We start from the raw sequence: 15,422 nt of genomic DNA, 5'->3' as shown, positions 1-15,422 counted from the left end.
ATTCTCCTCGGAGTAATTTTGCTAGCTCGCCTGACGCCGTTCGACGCTCGGCGCATGGCCGAACTGCGCGCGATAGGCTTTGCTGAAATGACACGGCGAGTGAAAGCCGCACACGGCCGTCACGCGCGCAATCGATGCGTCCGTCGTGCGCAGCAGATCGCGCGCGCGCCGCAAACGCAGCGACAGGTAGTAGTGGGTCGGCGACACGTTCAGATAGACCTTGAACATGCGCTGCAAATGACGTTGCGACAGCTGCACGAGCCGCGCGAGTTCTTCGAGCGACAAAGGCTCTTCGATATTCGCTTCCATCAGCCGCACGACTTCGATTAGCTCGGCGCGCGAAAAGCCGACGCGCGCATCGACGGGTATCGGCTGCGGATCGCTCGCGCTGCGGATGCGTTCGAGGATGAACTGCTCCGATACCTGCGCCGCGAGGTTCTGTCCAAATCGGCTGCCGACGAGATTCAGCATCAGGTCGAGCGGCGCAGTGCCGCCCGTGCACGTCAAGCGATCTCGATCGATCACGAACAGCTCGTCGGCGAAGCGCACGTGCGGATATTCCTTGTGCAGCACGGACATATCTTCCCAATGCACCGCGCAGCTGTATCCGTCGAGCAGGCCCGCCGCCATCAGCGCATACGCGCCCGTGCAGATGCCGCCCAACGGTACGCCTTGCGCGGCGACATCCGCGAGCAAGGTTCTGATGTTCGCATCGACGGCATTGCGGATCTGCGTGCCGCCGCAGACGATCAGCACATCGGGCATGCCCGCTTCTTCGAGCGAGCGCGTCGGCTTGACGGTCATGCCGTTGCTCGCCCGCACGGGCACGCCGTCATGCGTGAGGACCGACCAGCGATAGTGCTGCGCGCGCGACACATAGTTCGCCATTCGCAGCACCTCGACCGCGCTCGTGAACGCGATCATCGAAAAACTGGGCAACGTCAGAAAGCCCACATGCGCAAGATTCGACAACGCCGCTTCGGCCCTGATAGACGACACGTCGCGCTCCGTGATGCACAAAGAAGAGTGTGTTCGGCCACCGCGAGAGCCCTGAGGCTCTCGCGGGACGACCACTTATTGGTTGTATTGCAGGCGAGCCGGAGAACTGGCGCCAGTGTCGATACGACGGAGTTTTAGCTTTGCGCGACCACCGCCTGTTCGCGGCGCACACGCATCACGCTGCGCAGACCGGCGAAGCGCGGCGCGGCAGCCGAGCCGGGCGAGCGGCCGAAGCTCTCGGTGATGCGGTCCAGAATGATGGCGAGCAGCACGACGGACAGACCGCTTTCGAATCCGAGGCCGATATCGAGGCGCTGAATGCTCGCGAGCACATCGTTGCCCAAGCCGCCTGCGCCCACCATCGACGCGATGATCACCATCGACAGCGCCATCATGATCGTCTGGTTCACGCCCTGCATGATCGAAGGCAGCGCATTCGGGAACTGCACCTTGTAGAGCAGTTGCCACGGCGTGCAGCCGAAGGCCTGCCCTGCTTCGACGATTTCGCGGTTCACGTGCTTGATGCCGAGGCTCGTCAGACGCACGGCGGGCGGCATCGCGAAGATCACGGTAGAGAGAATGCCAGGCACGCGGCCAAGGCCGAACAGCATCGCAGCGGGAATCAGGTAGACGAAGGCGGGCATCGTCTGCATCAGGTCGAGAATCGGGCGCACGATCATCTGCACGTGCTTGTTCTTCGCGGCCCAGATGCCGAGCGGAATGCCGAACACGAGGCTGATGAGCGTCGACGACAATGTGAGGCCCAATGTGATGACCGTCTGGTCCCAGAAACCCGTCGCGTAGATCAGCAATAGCGAAGCAGTCGCGAATATTGCAAAGCGCCAGCCGACTCGCCACAAGCCGATCGCGATGAAGAACGCCATCAACGCCCACATCGGAATGGCTTGCAGGCCATGTTCGATCATTGCGGCGAAGCTCTCGATCGCCTTGCCGATCGAATCGAACGTGCTCGCGTCGTGGTCGAGCAGATAGTGAACGGACTGGTCGACCCAACGGCCGAGTGGAATGATCTCAGACATGGGCACCACCTCGATTGCGCGTAATGACTTTCAGAACAGCCGCCTGATCGACGGAACCGCAATAGCGGTCTTCGTCGTCGACGACAGGCAGCGCGGTCGTGCTCGCGCACACGCGCGACACCACATGGTCGAGCGGCGCGCCGCGCGAAATGCATTCGATCTTCTTGAGCGACGCCGTGCCGTTGCTCATGTTACCTACCGCATCGCGCGTGACGAAGCCGCGAATGCGGCGCTCCGCATCCAGCACGAACGCGTATTCGGCGCTGCCGTTCAGCGACTCGGCGACGCTCTTCTGGTCCAGATCGCGCACGGTGGGCACGCCGTTCGCCTGCATCAGATCGCCGGCTGTCAGATAGCGGCTCGTGTCGACGCCTTCGAAGAACGCGCGCACGTAGTCGTCGGCGGGATTTGCGATGATGTCCTGCGGCGTGCCGATCTGCACCACGCGACCGCCTTCCATGATCGCGATGCGGCTGCCGATGCGCAGCGCCTCTTCCAGATCGTGCGACACGAAGAGGATCGTGCGGCGCTGGTTCTTTTGCAGTTCCAGCAGCACGTTCTGCATTTCCTTGCGCTTCAACGGATCGAGCGCGGAGAACGCTTCGTCCATGATCATCAGCGACGGGTTCACGGCAAGCGCACGCGCAAGACCCACGCGCTGCTGCATGCCGCCCGACAGCTCCGATGGCAGCTTGCCCGCAAACGTCGCGAGACCCACCTGCTCGAGCACGTCGAGCGCGCGCTTCTCGCGCTCCTTGCGTCCCATGCCCGCCACTTCGAGACCGAACGCGGCATTCGCCAGCACCGTGCGTTGCGGCATCAGCGCGAACGACTGGAACACCATGCTCATGTCGGTGCGGCGCAGCGACGTCAGCTCGGAACGCTTGATGGCTGCAACATCGCGGCCATCGATGACGACCTTGCCGGCCGTCGGTTCGACGAGCCGGTTGATGAGACGGATCAGCGTGGACTTGCCGGAACCCGACAGGCCCATCAGCACGAAAATCTCGCCTTCCTGTACGTCGAAGGACGCATTGTGAACGCCCACGACATGCCCCGTTTTCGCGAAGACCTCGTCTTTCGACGCGCCTCGCGAGAGCATGTCCTGAGCCAGTTTCGGGTTGGGTCCGAAAACCTTACATAATCCTTCGACCACGACCTTTGGGGATTTCATTGAGTCCATCTCCTCGTGGTGCAGGCGCCGGCCCGCACAGTGTGACTACATAGTTGCCAGAAAAAACCCCGCCTAGCCGACTAATTGCGACAGACGCTTGCGGAAATACGACACGGACAAAAGAGAACGGCCGTTAGGGGATGGGCGCAAGGCTTGCCCAGCAAGGGTTTGTGACGATGGTGCAGTGCGTGATGCGCGGATGCGCATGTCGCTTGTGGAAAGGTGCGTGTCCATTCGGCGAGTCAGGCGATGCGTCGCGCGGCTTGCGCGGCCTTGCCCTGCCATAGAAGTGCGGCGATGTCGATGCGGTTTTGTCCGTGGTCGCGCTCTGCTGCAATGCAACTGCGCTGCTCCGTGACGCGAGCCGCTACGGCATGGATGCATGCATCGCGTGGCGAATCGGCTAAGCTCATCTTGCAGCGACAGGACAACGAAGAAGCAGACAAAACGAAGCAGACCCAGGAGACATCATGCGCAAACTTCGCTCGCAAAGCTGGTTCGGCGGCAACGACAAGGACGGCTTCATTCATCGCTCGTGGATGAAGAACCAGGGCATTCCTCACGACGAATTCGACGGCCGCCCCGTGATCGGCATCTGCAATACGTGGTCCGAACTCACGCCCTGCAACGCCCACTTTCGCGAGCTCGCCGAGTACGTCAAACGCGGCGTGCGCGAAGCGGGCGGCCTGCCACTCGAATTCCCCGTGATGTCGCTCGGCGAATCGAATTTACGGCCCACGGCGATGCTGTTTCGCAACCTGGCTTCGATGGATGTCGAGGAGTCGATACGCGGCAATCCTATCGACGGCGTGATTCTGCTCGTCGGTTGCGACAAGACCACGCCTGCGCTGCTGATGGGCGCGGCGTCGTGCAATCTGCCCGCATTAGCGGTATCCGGTGGGCCGATGCTCAACGGCCGCTTTCGCGGACGCACGCTCGGCTCGGGCACGGGCGTGTGGCAGATGTCCGAAGAAGTGCGCGCGGGCGCGATGAGCCAGCAGGAATTCATCGACGCGGAATCGTGCATGAACCGCTCGCGCGGCCATTGCATGACGATGGGCACGGCATCGACGATGGCGTCGATGGTCGAATCGCTCGGCATGGGGCTGCCGCACAATGCGGCGATTCCCGCCGTCGATGCGCGCCGCCAGGTGCTTGCGCATCTCGCGGGAAGGCGCATCGTCGAGATGGTGCGTGACGACGTGACGATGGACAAGATCCTCACGCGCGAGGCCTTCGAGAACGCGATCCGCACGAACGCGGCAATCGGCGGATCGACGAATGCCGTCGTGCATCTGATCGCGCTCGCAAAGCGCATCGGCGTCGACCTCAAGCTCGAAGACTGGGAACTCGGATCGAACGTGCCGTGCCTCGTGAATCTGCAGCCGTCCGGCGAGTACCTGATGGAGGATTTCTATTACGCGGGCGGCTTGCCTGCGGTGCTGCGTCAACTGGGCGAACAAGGTCTTCTGCATCGCGATGCAATGACCGTCAACGGCAAGACGATCTGGGAGAACGTTTTCGACGCGGCCAACTATGACCAGAAAGTGATCACGACTTTCGCCGAGCCGTTCAAGCCGCACGCGGGCATCGCCGTGCTCCGAGGCAATCTCGCGCCGAATGGCGCCGTCATCAAGCCGTCGGCGGCGACGGCTTCGTTGCTGAAGCATCGAGGCCGCGCGGTGGTATTCGAGAACGTCGAAGAACTGCACGCGAAGATCGACGACGACTCGCTCGATATCGACGAGCACTGCGTGATGGTGCTCAAAGGCGCGGGACCGAAAGGCTATCCGGGATTCGCGGAAGTCGGCAACATGCCGTTGCCGAAAAAGGTCCTGAAAAAAGGCATTACGGACATGGTCCGCATTTCCGACGGCCGCATGAGCGGCACCGCGTATGGCGCCGTCGTGCTGCACGTGTCGCCCGAAGCGGCGGCAGGCGGGCCGCTCGCACTCGTGCAGACGGGCGACATGATCGAGCTCGACGTCGACGCGCGGCGCCTGCATCTCGACGTGTCCGATGAAGAGCTCTCACGGCGCCGCGCCGCATGGCGCGCGCCTGAATTGCCGGCGCGCGGCTACTATCGGCTCTACGTCGAGCACGTATTGCAGGCCGACGAGGGCGCCGATCTGGACTTCCTCGTCGGCGCGAGCGGCGCACCCGTGCCGCGCGAATCGCATTGATACGGCATCGATCATGACGATCATCACGTCACGCCTGGATTCGTTTTCGCCGCGCGGCATATGGCCCGTGCTCTACGCGTACTTCGACGCCGACAACGCGCTCGATCGGCATGCCATTCACACGCAGATCGATCACACGATCAAAGCGGGCGCGAGCGGCATCGCGATTCTGGGTCTTGCGACTGAAGCGAACCGCCTGTCGCTGGACGAGAAACAACGCTTTATCGAATGGACCCGCGAACACGTCGGCAACCGCGTTCCGCTGGCCGTCACGATCACAGGTGATACCGTCGATGCGCAACTCGCGCTCGCGGATTACGCAGTGGAACACGGCGCGTCGTCGCTGATCCTTCAGCCGCCTTCCATGCGCGACAAACCCGAATCGTTCTACTTCGAGTTCTTCTCGCAAGTCATGGCGCGGATAAAAGTGTCTGTGGGAATTCAGAATGCGCCCGAGTATCTGGGCGTGGGCCTGTCGGTGCAATCGCTCGTCACGCTTTCCGCGCAGAGCCCGCAATTCCAGTGGCTAAAAGGTGAAGGTCCGGCCACGGTCATTCAATCGACAATAGAACGCCTGCGCGAACAAGGCAGCCCACTGCCCGTTTTCAATGGACGCGGCGGACAGGAACTCATCGACAACCTTCGCGGCGGTTGCGCGGGACTGATCGTTGCACCCGATACATTCGACTGGCAAGCCGCTATTTTCGACGCCTTTGTCAAAGGCGATCACGCGAACGCCGAAGCGCTGTATGAACGCATCCTGCCGTCGGTCGTATTCGTGATGCAATCGCTCGACGCATTGACGTGCTATGGCAAACGCATCGCTGCATGGCGAATGGGTTTCGACGTCGTACATGATCGCGGCATGCGCCCAACCGCGTTCGGACTCGAATGCGCGCGGCGGTTCGCAAGCCGGCTCCGTCCGTTCGCGGACCAGCGTCAGACGCGCGTCTGATGCAAATGCAAAGGGGGAAGACGCTTGCGCGCTTCCCCCTTCAGCTTCAGCGTGACGCGCGCGTTACTGCGCTGCCGATGCTGCTTCGTCGCTGGCTGCCTTTGCCGGCGCTGCCTTGTGAGCGTGGTGCTTGCTGGCGTGATGCTTCTTCGCGTGATGCTTTGCGGCCGATGCCGATGCAACCGCCGGTGCCTGTTCCGTGGCAGCGGCAGCCGATGCCGTGGCGGCAGGTGCCGATGCCTGCGCGAATGCGGCGACCGAGAACAGACCTGCCAGAGCGGCAGCGATGATGTGCTTGTTCATTGACTTGATTCCTCAAAACCTTGCATTGATTAAACGGCTCACGGGCCGCCGACCCGACAGGTCATCGCTCTAAACGCCTCGCCTGACAAAGCGTTGACGACTTTTTCCGCGCCTCTTCATTTTTGACAGTTATTGACGAACAGTTGAACGCTCAACGAAGCATCGTGTTGATTTCGACGACGTCCGTGAGGCTCAACGTCGACGTATCGCCTTTTAGCTGCAACAACGTGACGACGGCGTCGTAGCGGGCTGCGAGCAGATCTCGCTGCGCGGAATAGAGCGTATCGATTGCGCGCAATACGTCGATGCTCGTGCGTGTGCCGACCTTGTAGCCGATCCGTGTCGCCGCGAGCGTTTCGCGGCACGACGCGACCAGATGCACGAGCATGTCCACGCGTGCGCGGCCTTGCTGATAGCGGGCGTAGTTGTCCCGAGCGGATGCGTCGGCCGTGCGCGCCGCGCCGACGAGCGCTTGCATCGCCTCGTCCTGCAGCGCCTCGGTTTGCCTGACTTTCGATTGCGTCGCCCCGCCCGCGTACAGCGGAATCGACACGCCGAGCATGCCCGTTGCCGTCGTCGTCGGTCGTGCGTAGCCGGATGCCGCGCCCGACGGCGTATAACTGCCCGTCAGATACACGGACGGATAGTGCTCGCCCTTCGCCTTGGCAACATCGAACTTCGCGACCTGCCATTCGAGCTGCTTCTGTTGCACCGGATAGCCGTGATCCTTCGCCTGATTCGCCCACGAATCGGCGTCCTCGGGCGCGAGACGCGGCAGCGCAAGCGTATCGGGCAAACGCGACAGCGCGTCGAGCGGCACGCCCGTCACCTGCTCCAGCGCGCGGCGTTTCGCGGCAAGCGCGTTTTGCGCGTCCGACTGCTGCAACGTGACCTGCTCGCGCGAAGTCATCGCTTCGTGCATGTCAATGACGGTTGCCTCGCCGGCCGCGCGGTTGCGTTGCAGAATCTGGATCTGCGTGTCGATGGCGGCGCCGTAGTCGGACGCGCGCTTCACTTCGTCCTCCGCCGCGAGTTCGTCGAAGTAGGCGCGCACGGCGCGCAGCAACGCCGTCTGCTGCGCGAAGTCCACGTTGACCGCGCCCAGCGCTTCGACATAATCGGCCTGCCTGTAGGCTTCCCATTTGGTCCAGTCGAAGATCGGCTGCGTGAGCGACACGGTCCAGCCGTTCTGCCAGTACGACGTGCGCGGAAAGCCTTGCGTCGCGATGCTGTTGTACGTGCGTCCCCAGCCTCCCGAGATCTGCGGCAAAAGCGCTGCGCGCGCCTGCGGCACCGCCTCTTTCGCGGCGACCTGAGCGGCCCGCGCCTGCGCCAGATCGGCGTCGTGCCCGAGCGCCTGCTGCACGACGGTGACGAGATCGGCGGCCCGAGCGCTTGCGCCGAGGTTGAGCAAACAGAATGCTGCCGCCATCGCGAGTGAGTGTTTGAAACTATGCATGCAACGCGTCCACTTCGATATGACCATGAGTTGACGGCTCGCGCATCAACGCGCCGTCGATGAGCCGGTAGCGCGTGCCGAAGCTCGCGGCAAGCGACATGTCGTGTGTAATCACGACGACCGTGCAATCGAGGCGCTGCAGCAGCGCGCCGATGTGCTCGACGGATGCCGGATCGAGGTTCGACGTGGGCTCGTCGAGCAGCAACAGGCTGCGCTGCTGATAGAGCGCGCGTGCAAGCAGGAGCCGCTGTCGCTGACCCGCGGAGATGTTGGCAATCGTGTCGCTGATGACAGTGCGCGTGCGCATCGGCAGACGCATCACGTCGTTCCACAGGCCCACGTCTTCGAGCACCGATTGCACGCGCGCTTCGTCGATATTTCCCGAGAACAGCGACACGTTATCCGCGATCGAGCCGTGCAGAATCAGGTCGCCCTGCCGCATGTGCGCGGCGTGCCGGCGTATTTCATCGACGGTGAGGTTCGGCCATGCGATGCCGTTCAGCGATATCTCTCCATGCTGAAGCGGCACTGCCGCAGACAGCAGCTTGAAGAGCGTCGACTTGCCCGCGCCCGATGGACCGATGATCGCAATCTTGTCGCCCGCGCGGATGTCGATGCTCGCGTTCTTCAGCACCGGCTGGTCGGACACGCCATAGCTGAATGTCACGTCGCGCATGTCGATGCGCTCGAACGCGTGCACTTCCGTTGCACGGTTGGTATCCGAAGGCGGCGCGTAACGCTCTTCTTCGCACTCCGCGATATCGTCCACGCGCGCGACGGGCACGCTAAGCATGAAATGCGAGAATACGCCGTTGACCGTGCGCGCAAAACGCTCGGACATCAGCGACTTGTAGATCAGGAAGGAATAGAACACGCCGACCGATACCTTCCCGCCCAGCATCAACCGGGCGGAGAACCACGTGATCAGGATCGTGTCCGTGTACTGCACGGCCTTGAGAATGGCGTCGCGCGCGCTGCTCAGGCGGTTGGAGGTGAGAAGCGCAGCCACGTACTCCTTGTACTTCGACATGAAGATTCCCGTGCGCCTCGTCTCCCCTTGCGCCAGTTTGATCAGCGAAGCCGCGCGTATCGTTTCGATCAGCGCGTCGTCGCAGCGCGCCGACGTTTCCAGCACGAGCGCGTGGCTGTCGCGCATCTGCGCGAACATGCCGAGCGCAATCGCCAGATAGGCGATGAACATGGCCACTGCAACAGCCGCCAGCATCGGACTTTGCATGATCATCAGCACGAAGGCCAACAGCCCGACCGTCGTATCGACGCACATGTAGGTAAACGTGCGCGTCACCTGCAAGCTGATCTCGTCCTGCGCCTTCAGTCGGGCGAACACATCGCCGACGTGGCGTTTCTCGAACCACGACATCGGGTTGCGCAAAAGATGTCCCAGCAGCCCTTCCGTCGTATTGATCTGCGCGCGCTGATGCAGCAGTTCGACGAGCCGCGCTTCAACGTACTGGCTCAGCGCGCCCACCGCGAAAATCCCCGCGAACGTCAGCGCGAGCACGTTCAGCAGATTGATGTTGTCGGCGGCGACGACGTAGTCGAGCACCAGATTGCCGAGATACGGCGCAGCGAGAATCGCGAACTGACTGCCCAGCATGACGAACATGACTTTGGCGAGGTGTCTGCGTAGTCCGGGATTGAGCGCGCGCACGCGCGCAAGCGCCTTCGGCACCTGCGATCTGGCGCGGATGCGCGGCATCGTGGGTGTCGGCGAGCATTCGAGCAGAAAGCCGGATACGCTCGACGTGAACGTATCGAGCGACACGCGCCGCCGTCCCGACGCGGGATCGAGCACCTGTACGTACCCGCGGCCGTACTTCTCGAACACAACGAAATGCGCGCCGCCGAAATGAAGGATGGATCCGCGCTTGACGCTCGACAGATCTTCCGTGCCGAAACGATAGGCCTGCACCGCGAGACCGAATTCGATAGCCATGTCGTACAGGTCCATCAAGGACAGACCATTCGCCGAAATCGGCCTGTATGCGGACAGCTCCCGCACTTCCGTGGCGCGCCCCAGGTGCGTGAGCACCATCGCGAGACACGCGTAGCCGCACTCGGCGACTTCGTTTTGATAGATTGTGCGCACTCTGCCTCCCATCAACCTTTAATCATCCGGAACAACGGCTCGAGGACCCATTCCGCAATCGTTCTCCGCTCGATGACGATGCTCGCCGTCGCGCGCATGCCGGGGAGTATGTCGAAGTGACGTTTGCCGTAGTCGAAGGTCTTGCCGCGCAGCGTCGCCCACGCCATGTAGTCGCCGTTGCCGCCGTCTTTCGCGCCTGAAGCCGGCGACTGCGACATGGGCGACTCCACCGTTGTCTGCGAAATCGCGTCGATGCGCGCTTCGTACGTGCCGAACTTGACATAAGGGAATGCATCGAATTTGAGCCGGACCGTCTGCCCTACCTGCACGAAGCCGCGGCGGCGCGACGGGATGCGCAGCGCGGCACGCAGCGCGCCCTTGTCGTCGGTCGAGATAACGAGCGCGACGTCGGCGGCTTCCAGCGTGCGGCCGGTTATGAGACTCGAAAACGAGACCAGCCCGTCCTTCGGTGCCGATATCGTCGAATCCTGGCGTGACTGTTCGAAGCGCATCTGAACGCTCTGGACGTCGCTTGCGTGACGCGCGTCGTTCTCCTTGATCTGCGCTTGCAGATCGCTTTGCGTACTGCGCTGCGTTGCGATTTCGCCCATCAGTTGCTGGCGCCGTGCGAGCCCTTGTGCCACCGATACCTTCATCTGGTGCGCATCCGCACTCGCCTGCTCGATGCGGTCGGCGGGAACGAAGTCCGACACCGACTGCAATCGCCCCAGCTTGCGCTCCGCTTCGCCAACCAGTTGTCGCGTCTGCGCAATCTGCTCGTCGAGCGCAGCCATTTCGGCGCGGCGGCTCGCCCCCGTCGTGATCGATGCATCGAGTTGAGCCGCGAGCTGCGTCTTTCGCTGCTCGTATTGCTGGTCCACGTTGCGGATCTGTTCGTCGCGCATCTGCTCGTCGAAGACGGGACGCCGACGGCCATCGCTCGCTAGCGACAGGTCTCGCTGCACGCTGAAAAGCGGCTCGCCTTGCACGACACGCTCGCCGGGACGGACGTAGACGGCCGAAACGAGACCGCTTGATCCTTGCACCTTCACGTCCGACGGCGACACGATCTCGCACTGCACATCCTGTTTCAACTCGACCTCGTGCAGAAAGCCAAAGGCGATCGCGACGATGACGATCGTCGACGCCGCATAGGCGATCGACCGGCACGGGACGTCCTTGAATTGGGGAATACTGGTTGGTTCCATACTGTCTTGCGCGCCGGGCGTGGCCGGCGCGCCGTGTGTGTCTGAAGCGGGTGGTTTGATCGCGTCCTAAAGCCTAAGGCGTTACTTCGCGGGAGAGAACGCGTACATCGAAGGATGGCCCGCTATCAGCGAGCGGGCATAGTTGTCCGCGAGCGCCGTCTCGATACATCGCGCGACGCGTTGCGGAGCGTCCGCCGCTGCCAGCTCGATGGGATCGAAGAACTTTCCGCTAAAACGTCCCCCTTCGAAGCAGAGGTAAAACGGCAGAAGCAATGCATCGAGCGGCGCGCCCATGCGGAACACGCCGTTGTGAATGCGCGAGGGCCGCCCGAAGATCGACACGCCGACGGTCTCCATCGGATAAAGACTCAGCGTGAACGGCGGCACGTCGGAGAAGAGAACCACCACGCCGTTGCGTCGAAGCGAGCGCGCCATCTGCAAGCCGAGACCGCTTCGGTTCGATTGCCCGTACGTATAGAGGACGTCGATGTCGGGAATCATCGCATTGTCGCTGCCATACATATCGCGCGGCATGCCCGACACCACTCCGATTCTCGCGAGACCGAGTTGCGCGCGAAGATCGTCCACCACATAGATGTTCGCGTACTGCGATACATAGTGAAACGGCGAAACGATGATGGGCCGGCCCGGAGTCTCGTTCTTCAGCCTCGCAATGGTCTGCGCGAGCGAGCGCGCAACGTGTTGCAGATCGGGCCACGCCTCCTTGAAATATCGTTGGCGGCCAAAATGAAGCCGCTTGTCGATAAGCGTCTCAAGTACCTTGCCCGTCAGCACGCGACATCTGTCGAGGCCATTCAGCTTCAGCACTTCACGGGCGACCTCGCAACGTTCCACGCCACTCCAGCGTACGCGGGCACTGAAGAGGCTTTGCACTGACCAGATGAGCACGGCAATCGGTTCGATTAGCCGAAGCGGCGTGTGCGCGATCAGCATGCCCTTCAGCCGGAAAACGCCTCGCTTGCACGAACGCCTGAAAGCGGCCGGCGCCTTCCGCAATGTATTCCATAACAACATGCTTTGATTCCACGATGTGCCAAAGGGGCTCTCCAAAAAAAGGAGAGCCCCTTCGTGGCGGCAACTGTCGAGGTTGCCACCACTCGTCGCCGCAACAGCTTCGTCGCGGGAAGAGTATTAGGAGTGTTGGACGTTCACTGACGCACTTGCCGTAGCATTGCCATCCACCGCCACGACTGTCACCGTTGCATCATTGCGCTTGCCATCGGCAATGTAATGACACTTGCATGCACCGCCAGCGACAGCCGATCGCGTAAGCTCGAGACGTGTGATCTGTTGCACGCCCGGTCCCCCTTAAGCGCTTTGCGTCGGTGCCGGCTGGTTGACCGTCACGGTTGCCGTCGCCGTTGCGTCGCCGGATGCCGTTGCCGACGCGGAGTTGTTGCCCTTCGAGCCGCCGCCGGCGATTGCGGACATGACGAGTTGGTTACGTTCGATTTTTTGCATTTTTCTTCTCAGATAAAAAGTTAATAAAACGTCCCGCAAATCATTGATTAGCAGGACGGAGGAATTGTAGTTGCGGTTGCCATTCAAATAAACGTCTAACCCGATTCTTTTACCAAATTATTTGGATATGACGTTCGATCGGGCCGGCAATAAAACTTACTACATCCTCACTCTGACATGATCCGTAGGAGTCTTTCAGATCATGGATTCAGTCTGTAAAACACCGATCGATTAAATCCCGCCTATGCATTTTTTGACTTTACATATACATCGTTTCATGTGATATTCATTGCGGGTTTAATCACCCGACAATAAAAACCAAACCTTTAGTTTATAAACGAGTCTTATGAAGAAGATCGAACGCAGCCAGCTGGCTCAAAACACCATCGCTGGTGGCAGCAAGGGCAATACGACCGCCACCGCAATCGCTAGCGACAACGGCAAGGCAACCGCCAAAGTCGTCATTCGCGAAAAAGTGGTTGTCAAGGAACACAGCCGCCATTAAGGAACGGACGCACACCGTTCGTCTCCTGTGACTACGCTTTGCGAAGCGCACGCTCGGTGGGCTTCGCGAAGCGAAGATTTTTATTAACGCCCGCAACGCCTTACGGCGGCACCCAGAATGGGTGTGCGGCCAGATCCTCTCCAGCAAAGCCTCCAATTTTCTCTCGCAGCAAAAGCAGTCCGATAAGCAAAAAACCCTACGCTCAATGCGCAGGGCTTCGAGACGACAGATGCCGTTTAGTCGCGACAGTCGCAAAACATCTGGCGCACGGCTTACAGCCCGCCCCCTATACTGCCGTCGCCTTGAGCAGGCGTTGTGGCGCCCGGGTTGATCGTCACAGTCGCTGCGGCCGTTCCATCGCCAGATGCAGTTGCAGTCGCGCTGTTATTACCCTTGCTGCTACCTCCGGCGATCGATGAATCAATGATTTGAGCACGACTGATTGCTTGCATTTCCCTACCTTGTGCAGAAAGAAGTTGATCTGATAACAAAGAGATCTCCACGCACGAGGCGTGGGGATCTCTCTTGCTATACGGTCAATGACGACCGAAAGACTCAAGTGCGGCGATTACAGGCCGCCGCCGTTCACCGGCGGAGCTGGCGGAGCCGGCGGCGTCTTCGGCTTGCAGCAGCACTTGCAGCAACCGCCTGCGACGTTCGATTGTTCCAATGCGTTACGTTCGACTTTTTGCATTTCTATGCCCTACGAAAAAAAGATTGCGAAAACAAGATTACTTCTACTGCTAACACCAACGGAGATATCGCTACCTCCGTCAATTCTTGAATGCGGGTTCGTGGCCCACGGTTATTGATAGGACATGGTGAACGTGGCCGTCCCGTTCGCCGTACCTCCGTGGACGGACGACGCCGTCTGCACGTAGCGCGCTGCCAGCGGGATCGTGACCATCGTGCCATTCACCTGGCCGATCATGATCTGATTAGTCGTTCCTTTGACGCTCGAATCGGGACCGTACGAAACAGCTGTCCCGTTGTACATGATCTGGATGCCGACGCCGCTAGCCGTCGATGTCGAACTCAACGGCAGCGTGTTCGTCTGATTCGACGGATTGGCCGCGTCCGTGAACGTTATGCCCAGATTCGTCGAAGGCAAGCCACTGCAATCGGCTGTGATATTGAAATTTGCCGCGGTAGAACCCGTACCTACCGAAGTGAACAGCTTGCTCGGTACGCTGCCGAGATTGACCTGGATCGACGGCGTGGTGACCGAGCACGTCTGACTGATGATCTGAACGGGATAACCGAGCGACACCGTCGAAGCCAGCAATCCATTGATGGTGACATCCATGTACTTGCCGCTCGGCAAGGTTGGATTGTTGAGTGTCTGTTGCAGCTTGACCAGCGTCATTGTCAAAGACGGCCCCATCACCAGGTAACACGGTGGAGTGGCACATACCTGGGGGCTCGTGAATGCAGCTGACGCCAGGTTTTTCGTGCCTGTCACGTAGATACTGCCGGTGCTATTTGACTGCAACCTGTAGCCAACGCCTGTATTTCCAATCGGCGTTGCGTTGTTGCCGTTTGAGGAACCACCCTGATAGTTCGTGAAAAGCGCAGGCACGGTTTCCGAACCAGTAAAGGTGCATCTGACTCCAACACTCCCGTCGCTGGGCGCGATCTGTGTAACTGCCGAGCCGGGTATGTCGGCGTTGACGGGCAGATCTCGTGGAACGACGATCGTGGCAGGGATAGGCATCGTAAGGGACGCACCGCCCCCCGTCGCTGCCGTGCACGTAGCCGCGTTCGCGCCAGCGGGCAGCAAAGCCCACAACACAACGTACGGCAAAAACGCGAGCCGACCTGCCTTTCGCCTACTACGCGTAAAGCATCCGATCATGCATGAGAGAAGCGCACGCATTACAGCCCCCCCGTCCGTCCACCACCCCTCTGTTGGGTGGGTTGAGTGGCCACGCTGGCAGGCCGGTTCGCACCTGCCGCCGAAGCGCCGGCAGGTGCAGCCGCGATCCCCGGCTGGGTGACGATGGG

13 protein-coding genes are annotated in these 15,422 nt (G+C 61.0%); 3 read left to right on the top strand and 10 right to left on the bottom strand.

Features of this window, described 5'->3' with window-relative positions; all coding sequences use genetic code 11:
• Positions 1 to 21: 21 nt before the first annotated feature.
• The 3 genes from AABE10_RS21070 to AABE10_RS21060 all read right to left on the bottom strand — a co-directional run bounded on the left by AABE10_RS21070 (position 22) and on the right by AABE10_RS21060 (position 3,213).
• Complete coding sequence (locus tag AABE10_RS21070) at positions 22 to 999, bottom strand: GlxA family transcriptional regulator (protein ID WP_342935181.1); 978 nt, start codon at positions 997 to 999, stop codon at positions 22 to 24.
• A 134-nt stretch (positions 1,000 to 1,133) separates the two neighbouring features.
• A complete protein-coding gene (gene choW / locus AABE10_RS21065) occupies positions 1,134 to 2,039 on the bottom strand; it encodes a choline ABC transporter permease subunit (RefSeq protein WP_342935180.1) in 906 nt (301 codons plus the stop codon).
• A complete protein-coding gene (locus AABE10_RS21060) occupies positions 2,032 to 3,213 on the bottom strand; it encodes a glycine betaine/L-proline ABC transporter ATP-binding protein (protein WP_342935179.1) in 1,182 nt (393 codons plus the stop codon). The genes choW and AABE10_RS21060 overlap by 8 nt, the downstream gene beginning before the upstream one ends.
• A 470-nt stretch (positions 3,214 to 3,683) precedes the next feature.
• Here AABE10_RS21060 and AABE10_RS21055 point away from each other — a divergent pair, with 470 nt between their 5' ends.
• Both AABE10_RS21055 and AABE10_RS21050 read left to right on the top strand, forming a co-directional pair.
• Positions 3,684 to 5,396 carry an IlvD/Edd family dehydratase gene (locus tag AABE10_RS21055; RefSeq protein ID WP_342935178.1) on the top strand — a complete coding sequence of 571 codons (1,713 nt, stop codon included), beginning with the start codon at positions 3,684 to 3,686 and terminating at the stop codon, positions 5,394 to 5,396.
• Positions 5,397 to 5,409: 13 nt separating this feature from the next.
• On the top strand, positions 5,410 to 6,351 hold the full coding sequence (locus AABE10_RS21050) for a dihydrodipicolinate synthase family protein (protein WP_342935177.1): 942 nt from the start codon (positions 5,410 to 5,412) through the stop codon (positions 6,349 to 6,351).
• A gap of 63 nt (positions 6,352 to 6,414) precedes the next feature.
• Here AABE10_RS21050 and AABE10_RS21045 read toward each other — a convergent pair whose 3' ends face one another.
• From AABE10_RS21045 to AABE10_RS21020, 6 genes are all read right to left on the bottom strand, one after another.
• A complete protein-coding gene (locus AABE10_RS21045; protein WP_342935176.1) occupies positions 6,415 to 6,654 on the bottom strand; it encodes a hypothetical protein in 240 nt (79 codons plus the stop codon).
• A gap of 151 nt (positions 6,655 to 6,805) precedes the next feature.
• Positions 6,806 to 8,113, bottom strand: coding sequence for a TolC family outer membrane protein (locus tag AABE10_RS21040; RefSeq protein WP_342935175.1), 1,308 nt, complete (start codon positions 8,111 to 8,113; stop codon positions 6,806 to 6,808).
• Positions 8,106 to 10,223: a peptidase domain-containing ABC transporter gene (locus AABE10_RS21035; protein ID WP_342935174.1), complete on the bottom strand. Its 2,118-nt coding sequence runs from the start codon at positions 10,221 to 10,223 to the stop codon at positions 8,106 to 8,108. The genes AABE10_RS21040 and AABE10_RS21035 overlap by 8 nt, the downstream gene beginning before the upstream one ends.
• A gap of 11 nt (positions 10,224 to 10,234) precedes the next feature.
• Positions 10,235 to 11,431 carry an HlyD family secretion protein gene (locus AABE10_RS21030; RefSeq protein ID WP_342935173.1) on the bottom strand — a complete coding sequence of 399 codons (1,197 nt, stop codon included), beginning with the start codon at positions 11,429 to 11,431 and terminating at the stop codon, positions 10,235 to 10,237.
• A gap of 81 nt (positions 11,432 to 11,512) precedes the next feature.
• Positions 11,513 to 12,286 (bottom strand): hypothetical protein, encoded by a 774-nt coding sequence (locus tag AABE10_RS21025; protein WP_342935172.1) that lies wholly within the window; start codon positions 12,284 to 12,286, stop codon positions 11,513 to 11,515.
• Between the two features lie 474 nt (positions 12,287 to 12,760).
• Positions 12,761 to 13,000 carry a hypothetical protein gene (locus AABE10_RS21020; protein ID WP_342935171.1) on the bottom strand — a complete coding sequence of 80 codons (240 nt, stop codon included), beginning with the start codon at positions 12,998 to 13,000 and terminating at the stop codon, positions 12,761 to 12,763.
• A gap of 259 nt (positions 13,001 to 13,259) precedes the next feature.
• Between AABE10_RS21020 and AABE10_RS21015 the strand changes: the two genes are divergently transcribed.
• Positions 13,260 to 13,418: a hypothetical protein gene (locus AABE10_RS21015; protein WP_342935170.1), complete on the top strand. Its 159-nt coding sequence runs from the start codon at positions 13,260 to 13,262 to the stop codon at positions 13,416 to 13,418.
• A gap of 805 nt (positions 13,419 to 14,223) precedes the next feature.
• Here the strand turns inward: AABE10_RS21015 and AABE10_RS21010 are convergent.
• Positions 14,224 to 15,132 (bottom strand): fimbrial protein, encoded by a 909-nt coding sequence (locus tag AABE10_RS21010; protein WP_342935169.1) that lies wholly within the window; start codon positions 15,130 to 15,132, stop codon positions 14,224 to 14,226.
• Positions 15,133 to 15,422: the final 290 nt, after the last annotated feature.

Source organism: Paraburkholderia diazotrophica (genome assembly GCF_038900755.1).
GTDB classification, from domain to species: Bacteria; Pseudomonadota; Gammaproteobacteria; order Burkholderiales; family Burkholderiaceae; genus Paraburkholderia; species Paraburkholderia diazotrophica_A.
Note: the sequence above shows the minus strand (reverse complement) of the source record. Positions and strands in the feature narration are given on the sequence as shown.

What these genes read in the sequence shown, in the direction of transcription:
- AABE10_RS21010 (WP_342935169.1), bottom strand. Translation starts at nt 15,132, where the DNA reads ATGCCTATCCCTGCCACGATCGTCGTTCCACGAGATCTGCCCGTCAAC.
- AABE10_RS21060 (WP_342935179.1), bottom strand. Translation starts at nt 3,213, where the DNA reads ATGAAATCCCCAAAGGTCGTGGTCGAAGGATTATGTAAGGTTTTCGGA.
- AABE10_RS21045 (WP_342935176.1), bottom strand. Translation starts at nt 6,654, where the DNA reads ATGAACAAGCACATCATCGCTGCCGCTCTGGCAGGTCTGTTCTCGGTC.
- AABE10_RS21050 (WP_342935177.1), top strand. Translation starts at nt 5,410, where the DNA reads ATGACGATCATCACGTCACGCCTGGATTCGTTTTCGCCGCGCGGCATA.
- AABE10_RS21030 (WP_342935173.1), bottom strand. Translation starts at nt 11,431, where the DNA reads ATGGAACCAACCAGTATTCCCCAATTCAAGGACGTCCCGTGCCGGTCG.
- AABE10_RS21040 (WP_342935175.1), bottom strand. Translation starts at nt 8,113, where the DNA reads ATGCATAGTTTCAAACACTCACTCGCGATGGCGGCAGCATTCTGTTTG.
- choW (WP_342935180.1), bottom strand. Translation starts at nt 2,039, where the DNA reads ATGTCTGAGATCATTCCACTCGGCCGTTGGGTCGACCAGTCCGTTCAC.
- AABE10_RS21015 (WP_342935170.1), top strand. Translation starts at nt 13,260, where the DNA reads ATGAAGAAGATCGAACGCAGCCAGCTGGCTCAAAACACCATCGCTGGT.
- AABE10_RS21055 (WP_342935178.1), top strand. Translation starts at nt 3,684, where the DNA reads ATGCGCAAACTTCGCTCGCAAAGCTGGTTCGGCGGCAACGACAAGGAC.